General features: G+C 64.8%; 8 protein-coding genes. All 8 read left to right on the forward strand.

The window, feature by feature from the left end; translation table 11 throughout:
* A partial coding sequence (locus JOZ79_RS10895; protein WP_294074037.1) for a calcium-binding protein occupies nucleotides 1–2,628 on the forward strand: 2,628 nt, incomplete at its 5' end.
* A gap of 80 nt (nucleotides 2,629–2,708) precedes the next feature.
* A complete protein-coding gene (locus JOZ79_RS10900) occupies nucleotides 2,709–3,851 on the forward strand; it encodes an acyl-CoA dehydrogenase family protein (RefSeq protein WP_294074039.1) in 1,143 nt (380 codons plus the stop codon).
* The gene (locus tag JOZ79_RS10905) at nucleotides 3,848–4,906 is read left to right on the forward strand and encodes an enoyl-CoA hydratase/isomerase family protein (RefSeq protein ID WP_294074041.1); all 1,059 of its coding nucleotides are present in this window, start codon (nucleotides 3,848–3,850) and stop codon (nucleotides 4,904–4,906) included. Before JOZ79_RS10900 ends, JOZ79_RS10905 begins: the two co-directional genes overlap by 4 nt.
* Nucleotides 4,903–5,679, forward strand: coding sequence for an enoyl-CoA hydratase (locus JOZ79_RS10910; RefSeq protein ID WP_294074043.1), 777 nt, complete (start codon nucleotides 4,903–4,905; stop codon nucleotides 5,677–5,679). Before JOZ79_RS10905 ends, JOZ79_RS10910 begins: the two co-directional genes overlap by 4 nt.
* A gap of 1 nt (nucleotide 5,680) precedes the next feature.
* Nucleotides 5,681–6,580 carry a 3-hydroxyisobutyrate dehydrogenase gene (gene mmsB, locus JOZ79_RS10915; protein ID WP_294074045.1) on the forward strand — a complete coding sequence of 300 codons (900 nt, stop codon included), beginning with the start codon at nucleotides 5,681–5,683 and terminating at the stop codon, nucleotides 6,578–6,580.
* A 13-nt stretch (nucleotides 6,581–6,593) separates the two neighbouring features.
* Nucleotides 6,594–7,157: a cytochrome c gene (locus JOZ79_RS10920; RefSeq protein ID WP_294074047.1), complete on the forward strand. Its 564-nt coding sequence runs from the start codon at nucleotides 6,594–6,596 to the stop codon at nucleotides 7,155–7,157.
* Nucleotides 7,121–7,819: a cytochrome b/b6 domain-containing protein gene (locus JOZ79_RS10925; RefSeq protein WP_294074049.1), complete on the forward strand. Its 699-nt coding sequence runs from the start codon at nucleotides 7,121–7,123 to the stop codon at nucleotides 7,817–7,819. The genes JOZ79_RS10920 and JOZ79_RS10925 overlap by 37 nt, the downstream gene beginning before the upstream one ends.
* A 31-nt stretch (nucleotides 7,820–7,850) precedes the next feature.
* Nucleotides 7,851–8,292 (forward strand): NifU family protein (locus JOZ79_RS10930; protein ID WP_294074051.1); only part of this gene is annotated, 442 nt, incomplete at its 3' end.

Below are 8,292 nucleotides of genomic sequence, written 5' to 3' on the forward strand. Positions count from 1 at the left end.
GGAAACGACCAGCTCTCGGGCATCGAAAACCTTATCGGCTCCGCTTATTACGACGTGCTTGCCGGATCGAATGACGCGAACCTCATCGACGGCGGCGCCGGTGCGGACACCATGCGCGGCCAGGGCGGTGATGACACCTATATCGTCGACGACACGGGCGACCGGGTGCTCGAGACATCGAGTGGCGGCACCGACACCGTCCAGTCGTCCGTCAGCTACACCCTTGGCAATTATGTCGAGAACCTGACCCTGACCGGAAGCGCGGCGATCGACGGGACCGGCAACAGCCTCGCCAATGTCCTGACCGGGAATTCCGCCGCCAATGTCCTTACCGGAGGCAATGGCAACGACACCTACATCATCCAGAACGTCGACGATCAGGTCGTCGAGACCAGCGCCAGCGGCGGCGTAGACACCGTCCAGTCGTCCATTTCCTACGCGCTCGGTGCCAACGTCGAGAATCTGACCCTGACCGGAACCGCGCTCGACGGCACGGGCAATGGTCTGCGCAACGTCATCATCGGGAACGGAAGTGCGAACGTCCTCGACGGAGGCGTGGGAGCCGACACGCTGGAGGGCGGCTTCGGCGACGACACCTATGTCGTCGACAATAGCGGGGACCGCATCATCGAGCCGCATAACGACCTTGGCGGCACTCTCTACGGAGGGAACGACCTCGTCCAATCGTCCGTCTCGTGGAAGCTCGGCGCGGACCTGGAGAACCTGACCCTGACCGGGACAGCCGCGATCAACGGCACGGGGAACGACTCGGCAAACACCATCATCGGCAATTCCGCCGCCAACGTCATCAACGGCGGGGTCGGTGCGGACACGATGAAGGGCGGCGCCGGCAATGATACCTACATTGTCGACTATCTGCTGGACTCGGTTGTCGAACTGACGGGCGAGGGAATCGACACCGTCAAGAGTTCGATCAGCTATGTTCTCGGCGCAAACGTCGAGAACCTCGCGCTGACCGGCACCGGCGCAATCAACGGCACTGGCAACGCTCTTGCCAATACGATCTTCGGCAACGGCGCCGCCAATGTCATCGATGGCGGCGCGGGCGCCGACATCATGAAAGGCGGTGCGGGCGACGACGTCTATATCGTCGACAACTCGGGCGACCGGGTGAGCGAGACGTCGGCCGGCGGCCACGACGGCGTGCAAAGCTCCGTCAGCTTCGCGCTCGGGAGCTATATCGAGGACCTGACCTTGACCGGCACGGCTTCGGTCAACGGCACCGGCAACGATCTCGACAACTCGATCGTCGGCAATTCCGGCAACAACATCCTGGATGGCCGCGGCGGGGCCGACACGATGAACGGCGGAGCCGGCGACGACACGTACGTCGTCGATAACGTGAACGACACGATCTTCGACCTGGACGGCGGCAACGACACCGTGAAGAGTTCGATCAGCTTTTCGCTGGAAGGGTTGGTCTACGCCGACATCGAGAACCTGACACTCACCGGCACGGCCAACATCAACGCGACTGGCACCCAGGGCGCCAACGTGATCATCGGCAACAGCGGTGACAACGTCATCAACGGCAATACCGGCGGTGACACCCTGAAGGGCGGCGCTGGCAACGATACCTACATCGTTTACGGCGCGGACGACCAGGTTATCGAGGGATTCAACGCGGGGGTCGACACGGTCGATTCCCACGTGAGCTACACGCTCACAATAAATGTCGAGAACCTCACCCTCGAAGGGCAAGCTGCCAACGGCACGGGCAACAACCTCGACAATACGATCGTCGGGACCGTCGGCGACAACGTGCTCGACGGCAAGGGCGGGGCTGACATTCTGGAAGGCGAAGGCGGAAACGACACTTACATCATCGATAATCCCGGGGACCGGATTCTCTACTCCGATCCGGCGGGCGACAACACGGTGATCAGCTCGATCAGCTACACGCTGGGAACCAATCTAGACAATCTGGTCCTTTCGGGAACGAACTCCACTAATGGTACCGGCAACGCGCTCCAGAACGTGATCTTTGGGAACGACGCGGTGAATGTCCTGAGCGGCGCCGGAGGGGACGATTACCTGGACGGGGCCGGTGGCAACGACAAGCTGTCCGGCGGTGATGGCAACGACATCCTGATCGGCGGCGCGGGGATCGACACGCTGTCCGGTGGCGCGGGGACGGACGTTTTCGGCTTCGATGCCGCCCCCGCCTCAACGAACGTCGGCACGATCACCGATTTCTCGGCAACCGAGGACACAATCGCCCTGTCCCAGAGCGCGTTCGGGGGTCTCGCCCTTGGCGACCTGTCCGCGTCGGCTTTCCAGGCGGGGACCAGCGCCACCAGTTCAGCAACCCGCATCATCTATGACAAGGCGAGCGGCGATATCTACTTCGATCCCGACGGAACCGGATCGGCCGGCAAAGTCCTGTTCGCGAAGGTGACCGCGGGCACAATCCTCTCAGCAAGCAACTTCTACGTCGTCGACCTTTCCTCCTCGGCGCAGCCAGCGGGCACCGTTTCGACGAAGGTCGCTGCCGGCCAGGCGGTTCCGCATGCGGAGACAGGCTGGATCGGCCATTGGCAGCACGCGAACGACTTCGAGGCGCATTTGCACTCCACCCTGTCGGAAGCGCACCTGAGCTGGATCTGATCTTGAAGGCACGACCGGGGGCCGTGCCAGCCATCCGATGACTTGCTGACAGGTGGCCTGCCCCGTAAGGCGCAGGCCACATGACCCAATTCGACCTCACCGACGACCAGCTCCAGATCCAGGAGATGGCGCGCCGGTTCACCGCCGACGCCATCACACCAAACGCCGCGGAGTGGGACGAGAAGCACATCTTTCCCAAGGATACGATCCGGGAGGCGGCGGAGCTCGGCTTCGGGTCGATCTATGTTTCGGAGGAAAGCGGCGGGATTGGGCTCGGCCGGCTCGAGGCGGCCTTGATCATGGAGGCAATGGCCTACGGCTGCCCTTCGACCAGCGCGTTCATCTCGATCCACAACATGGCGAGCTGGATGATCGACCGCTTCGGCTCGGCCGAGGTGAAGCAGAAGTATCTGCCGTCGATGATCACGATGGAGCGGATGGGCAGCTATTGCCTGACCGAGCCCTCGTCGGGCTCCGACGCCGCGGCGCTGAAGACCAAGGCAGTGCTCGACGGGGACCATTACGTCGTGTCAGGCTCCAAGGCGTTCATCTCGGGCGGCGGCGAGAACGAGGTCTACGTGACCATGGTCCGCACCGGCGAGGACGGACCGAAGGGCATCAGCTGCCTGGTCATCGACAAGGACATGAAGGGCGTCAGCTTCGGCGCGCAGGAGAAGAAGCTCGGCTGGCATTCGCAGCCAACCGCTCAGGTCAATTTCGACGAGGTCCGAGTGCCCGTCGCCAACCGCGTCGGCGGCGAGGGCGAAGGTTTCCGGATCGCGATGATGGGGCTGGACGGGGGCCGCCTCAACATCGGCGCCTGCTCGTTGGGGGGCGCGCAGCGCTGCCTCGACGAAGCAGTGAAATATACCAAGGAACGCAAGCAGTTCGGCACCCCGATCGCCGACTTCCAGGCGACCCAGTTCACGCTTGCCGACATGGAGACCGAGCTCCAGGCGGCGCGCTACCTGCTCTATGTCGCCGCCGCCAAGGTGACGGCCAACGCGGCCGACAAGACGCGGTTCGCCGCAATGGCCAAGCGGCTCGCGACCGATACCGGCTCTGCGGTGGTCGACCGGGCACTGCAGCTTCACGGCGGCTACGGCTATTTGCAGGACTATCCCGTCGAGCGTTTCTGGCGCGACCTTCGGGTCCATTCGATCCTCGAGGGCACCAACCAGATCATGCGCGTCATCGTCAGCCGGGACCTCCTGCGCCAGTGAGCAGGGACGTCATCATCAGGGTCGACGCCGGCGTCGGGCGGATCCGGCTCAACCGGCCGAAGGCCATTCATGCGCTGACGACCGAGATGTGCGATGCGATGAGCGTCGCCCTCCTGGCGTGGCGTGACGACCCTGCCGTCGAAGTGGTGCTGATCGACCATTGCGAGGGCCGCGGCTTCTGCGCGGGCGGCGACGTCGTCATGCTCGCCCGCAGTGGCACCGAGAACGGCGAGCAGGCGAAGCGCTTCTTCTTCGCCGAATACCGGCTCAACCATCTGCTCTTCACCTATCCCAAGACCACGATCGCGATCATGGACGGGATCACGATGGGCGGCGGAGTGGGAATCTCGCAGCCCTGCGACTTCCGGATCGCGACCCAGGCGACGCGCCTGGCGATGCCGGAGACCGGGATCGGCCTGTTCCCCGATGTCGGAGGCGGCTGGTACCTGTCGCGGCTACCGGGGCGGGTCGGCCAGTTTATGGCGCTGACCGGCGCCCGGCTCGACGGCGCCGAGTGTCGCTACCTCAACCTCGCCACCCATTATGTCGAGCAGTCGGAGCTCGAGTCGCTGGTCGAGCGGGTCCTGAAGGCGCCTGGAAGGGCCAAGGGCGCGCTCGGCGCGGCATCGGCGCCGGTTCCTGAAGCGAAGATCGAGCAAAGCCTGCCGCAGATCACCCGCCTGTTCGCCTCGGACCGGCTGGAAGATGTGCTCGCCGCGCTTGAAGCCGAGGAGAGCGACTGGGCACGAAGCGAGCTCGCCACCGTTCGGTCGAAAAGTCCAATGTCCTGCAAGGTTTCCCTCCGGCTGCTCGCCGAGGGCGCGAGCCGGGCGAGCTTCGCCGACGAGATGCGCGCCGAATATGCGCTGGCGTCACGGGTCGTTCGTACCCACGATTTTCGAGAGGGGGTTCGAGCATTGCTGATCGACAAGGACAACAGCCCGCAATGGGACCCGGCAGCGCCCGAGGAGGTCACCGAGGAGATGCTCGACGTTCTCTTCGCGCCGCTTCCCGAACAGGAGGCCTGGACGCCCTTTCCGGAGGTCGAAGGATGAGCGACTACAGCACGATCCTGGTCGAGCAGCGCGGCGCGGTGACACTGGTTACCCTGAACCGGCCGCAGGCACTGAACGCCCTCAACGGCGAGGTGTTGAAGGACCTCATCACCGCTTTTGCCGCTTATGACGCGGACCCTGGCCAGCGCTGCCTGGTCCTGACCGGCTCCGAAAAGGCGTTCGCCGCCGGCGCCGACATCAAGGAAATGCAGCAGCAGCTGTTCGCCGACATGTATTCATCGGACTTCTTCGCCGGATGGGAAAAGGTCACGGCGACCCGCAAGCCGTGGATCGCCGCCGTCTCCGGCTATGCGCTCGGCGGCGGCTGCGAAGTCGCGATGATGGCGGACTTCATCATTGCGGCCGACAGCGCGAAGTTCGGACAGCCCGAGATCAAGCTCGGCGTGACGCCCGGAATGGGCGGCTCGCAGCGGCTCACCTGGGCGGTCGGCAAGGCCAAGGCGATGGAAATGTGCCTGACTGGCCGAATGATGGACGCTGGCGAGGCGGAGCGGTCCGGTTTGGTAGCGAAGGTCGTCCCGGCCGCGGATCTGCTTGAGGAAGCGCTCAAAACGGCCGGGCAGATTGCGGCGATGCCGCCGCTCGCGGCGATCGCAGTCAAGGAGATGGTCAACGCCGCCTTCGAAATTCCGCTCGGCCAGGGCATCCGTTTCGAGCGCCGTCTGTTCCACGGCCTGTTCGGCACCGAGGACCAGAAGGAAGGCATGACTGCCTTCGTCGAGAAGCGGCCGGGCGAGTGGAAGGGTAAGTGAAATGGCACGCATCGCATTCATCGGCCTCGGCCATATGGGCGGCGGGATGGCGCCGAACCTGGCAAAGGCGGGGCACGAGGTGCGCGCGTTCGACTTGAGCGAAGATGCGCTGAACCGCGCCATTGAGCGCGGTTGCACCGCTGCCGGCTCCGCCGCCGACGCCTGCAAGGACGCCGAGGTGGTCGTCACCATGCTCCCGGCGGCGAAGCATGTGCTCGACGTCTATCGCAACCACGTCTTCACGAACGCGCCGAAGTCGGCGCTGCTGATCGACTGTTCGACCATCGACGTCGGCTCCGCGAAGACGATCTCCGACGAGGCGGCGTTCGCCGGCTTTACCATGCTCGATGCACCCGTGTCGGGCGGGATTGCGGCGGCCGAGGGCGGCAGCCTGACGTTCATGGTCGGCGGATCGGACGAGGCGTTCGAGCGCGGCCGGCCCATCCTGGAGCCGATGGCCAAGGCCGTGATCCACGCCGGTCAGGCGGGCGCGGGCCAGGCCGCGAAGATCTGCAACAACATGATTCTCGGCGCGACCATGGCCGCGACCTGCGAGGCGTTCGTGCTCGCGCAGAAGCTCGGACTTGATTCGCAGACCTTCTTCGACATCTCGTCCAAGGCGTCCGGGCAGAGCTGGTCGATGACGAGCTATTGCCCGGTCCCGGGCGTCGGTCCGGAAACGCCGGCCGACCGCGGCTACGAGGGCGGGTTTGCTGCGGCGCTGATGCTCAAGGACCTGAAGCTCGCGGCGGAAGCGGCGCGGCAGGCTGGAGCCTATACGCCGATGGGCACCGAGGCCGAGGAGCTTTACCAGCGCTTCGTCGACCGAGGCGGCGGCGACAAGGACTTCTCGGGAATCATAAAGATGATCGACGACAGCTGGGTCGTGCCACAGGATTAGAAGAGGAGTGAGCATGCGCATTGCACTGTTTGCAACGACGACCGCCTTCGTTTTGCTGGGCGCGTGCGGAGGACCTCATGCCAACTCGTCCAACACGACTGCGGCGAACACCGGCAATTCGGCCTCGCCGCCTCAGGTTGCTGCAGGCAGTAATGCAGACCCGGACATGACCCCGGTCAGCGCCGACCAGGCCAAAACCGTTATGCACGAACGGCATGAAGGCATGGAAAGCATCGGCAAGACCACCAAGACGCTGAAGCGCGAACTCGACAGCAGTTCGCCCGACACGGCTGCGGTTCATGCCGCCGCGGCCCAGATGGCCGATCTGTCGAGCCAGGCGACGGGCTGGTTTCGCGCAGGTACCGGCCCGGACGTTGGCAAGACCGGTGCCAAGCCCGAGATTTGGCAGAACCCTCAGGACTTTGCCGTCAAAGTGCACGCCTTCCAGCAGGCCGCCAAGGCGTTCAATGTTGCGGTGATGTCCGGCGATGGTCCGTCAATCAAAACCAAGTTCGGTGAGCTCGGCCAATCGTGCCAGTCATGTCACGACAAATACCGGTCGGAGATGCACCACTGAGCTCACGCTTCAGCGGTAAGCAGCCAGTCTGGGACCTGCCGATCCGGCTGGTCCACTGGCTGCTTGCCGCTCTGATCGCCTTCAGCTGGTGGTCGGTCGAATATCACCACACCGGCTGGCACATCTGGTCGGGCTGCGCGATCCTCACGCTGCTGCTGTTCCGGGTGATGTGGGGCGTGGTCGGAAGCTCCACGGCGCGCTTCTCCGGCTTCGTCCGTGGGCCGGCGGCGATCCGCGACTATTTGCGCGGCCGCTGGACTGGGATCGGCCACAACCCGCTTGGCGCGCTCAGCGTGGTCGCGTTGCTGGGGGACACGGCCTTGCAGGTCGGGCTTGGCCTGATTGCCCAGGATGACGACGGGATCTACGCCGGTCCCCTTTCCGGACTGGTCAGTTCCGACACATCGGACTGGGCGCGCGGCGTTCATTCGGTCAACTTCTACGTGCTGCTCGGGCTGATCGCCCTGCATATCGGGGCAATCATCGTGTACCGCCTTCGCGGCCGCCGGCTGGTCGGGCCGATGATCACCGGCAAGGCGATCCTCGACCCCACCGCCGAACCCCTTCGTCCGGGCAAATGGTGGGCCGCCCTGCTCTGTCTCGCCGTCGGCGTCGCACTCACCCGCTGGGTGATCGCCGGAGTGCCGCCCTTCGGTCCTTGATCGCCGTCCGCCGCAGGGCCACATGGCGGCCATGCTGATCCGGACCGAGCAGACCCCCAACCCCGCGACGCGAAAGTTCCTGCCGGGCGAAATCGTCATGGACCAGGGCACGCGCGACTTCGCCGACGCGGACGCCGCAAAGGCTTCGCCCCTTGCCGCCGCACTATTCACGAGCGGCATGGTCGAGGGCGTGTTCTACGGGCGCGACTTCATTTCCGTCACCGCCGCGCCGGGCGTCTCGTGGAGTGACCTCGAGCCGCTGGTCCTGGAAACCCTGCTCGACCATTTCGTCGGCGGGGCACCCCTGTTCGCGCCGGGCAACGCCGCGGGAATCCATGTCGCGGACGAAAGCGGCTTCGAGGATGATGAAGCGGACGCCGACATCATCGACCAGATCAAGGAGCTGATCGAGACACGCGTTCGGCCCGCGGTCGCCCAGGACGGCGGCGATATCGTCTACAAGGGCTATCGCG

Source organism: Sphingomonas sp., from assembly GCF_019242355.1.
Taxonomy (GTDB): Bacteria; Pseudomonadota; Alphaproteobacteria; order Sphingomonadales; family Sphingomonadaceae; genus Sphingomicrobium.

Coding starts and splice junctions, on each gene's coding strand:
- JOZ79_RS10900 (WP_294074039.1), top strand. CDS start 2,709: ATGACCCAATTCGACCTCACCGACGACCAGCTCCAGATCCAGGAGATG.
- JOZ79_RS10910 (WP_294074043.1), top strand. CDS start 4,903: ATGAGCGACTACAGCACGATCCTGGTCGAGCAGCGCGGCGCGGTGACA.
- mmsB (WP_294074045.1), top strand. CDS start 5,681: ATGGCACGCATCGCATTCATCGGCCTCGGCCATATGGGCGGCGGGATG.
- JOZ79_RS10920 (WP_294074047.1), top strand. CDS start 6,594: ATGCGCATTGCACTGTTTGCAACGACGACCGCCTTCGTTTTGCTGGGC.
- JOZ79_RS10925 (WP_294074049.1), top strand. CDS start 7,121: ATGTCACGACAAATACCGGTCGGAGATGCACCACTGAGCTCACGCTTC.